The organism is Pedobacter panaciterrae (assembly GCF_013204795.1).
Lineage (GTDB): Bacteria > Bacteroidota > Bacteroidia > Sphingobacteriales > Sphingobacteriaceae > Pedobacter > Pedobacter panaciterrae.
The window spans coordinates 1-1,335 of the sequence record NZ_JABMKW010000001.1 but is presented as its reverse complement, the minus strand read 5'-3'; the positions used below and the strand labels follow the sequence as shown (position 1 = coordinate 1,335).

At 41.2% G+C, this 1,335-nt stretch carries 1 protein-coding gene; it reads left to right on the top strand.

From position 1 onward, the window contains the following. Window positions 1–163: 163 nt before the first annotated feature. Window positions 164–1,335, top strand: a 1,172-nt coding sequence (locus tag HQN86_RS00005) for an IS4 family transposase (RefSeq protein WP_246269342.1), incomplete at its 3' end; no start/stop codon positions are given.

Here is a 1,335-nt window from a genome sequence, read left to right as displayed (position 1 = left end):
CTCTTCCGACTTTTTTTTATTTTTAGGCAAGCTTAATTTTGTTTCAACTATCTGATTATCAATTATTTATTTGCAATTCTCGTTGGTTTTAAGTATATTAAATGCTGTAAATCAATAAGATATGGCTATTTTTAAAGATCATAATATCACTGTAAAACAACTCTTGGGCTTCATTCCCGAGGCGCTGATCGCAAATTTGTCGCTTACTACCAAGATCGATCATTACGCAAAGGTTTTGCATGGTAATAAGCTGTTTTATTTATTGCTTTATGGGATTTTGGACAATGATAGGCTAAGCCAGCGAAGCCTTGAGGACACATTCAACGATTCTGTATTCAAGATACTTTTCAATCTCGATGAAGATGAAAAAGTGCGCAGGAGTTCTATTTCCGAAAGATTGTCCAGGGTTGATCCCGATTATTTCAGACAGATTTATGAGTTCATTTATGAACAGTTTTCCGGGGTCTATACTTTAACACAAAGAAAGCAGTATAATCTCATCCGTGTAGACAGTACGATAGTGAGTGAAACCGCTGGTAAGCTAAGCGAAGGGATAGTTAATCCCGGCAGCAGCAAGAAAGCGGTCAAATATAGTCTTGCCTTCGATGGGATGCTGCCTGGTCTGGCACAGGTGTTCACCAACCCAAAGTATATTAACGAAGACAATGCATTGCCAGAGGTTGTCATGGCGCATGTAAAAAAAGAACCCGGTCATCAGAATATCTATGTACTGGACAGGGGTCTTCAATCCACCAGGACAATGAAAGCATTCAGTGAGAACCAGGTAACTTTCATCTGCCGCGCAAAAGAGAACAGAAAGTTTGAACTAATCCAATCACTCATTGTCGAAGGACAAGATATGGACATGGGCGAATCTATGCTGCTCAGAGATGGTATTGTCAGGCTTTATACGGGTATACCTATAGCCAACAAACGAGGGAACAAGCATTACAGAGAGGAACTGGTGGAAAGTACTTTTCGCCTGATCATCGTCAAAAGCAAAGTGCAGGAAGGCAAAGAGTACTGGCTGTTAACTAACGATTTCAGCTTGCCTGCTAAAGAAATTGCCCAGGCCTACCGCAGGCGATGGGACATCGAGGTTTTTTTTCGCTTTCTAAAACAGGAACTCAACACAAGCCACTTAGTTTCCCTTAATAAAAATGGCTTGCAGGTGATGTTATACATGACCCTGATAACGAGCATGCTCGTTCTGATATACAAAAAGGCGAATAAACAAGGCTATAAGACCTCAAAACGAAGGTTCGCAATGGAGGTGAGAGACTTAGCTATAGCCTTGATTGTGGTGCAGTGTGGCGGTGACCCTGGTCTGTTTTT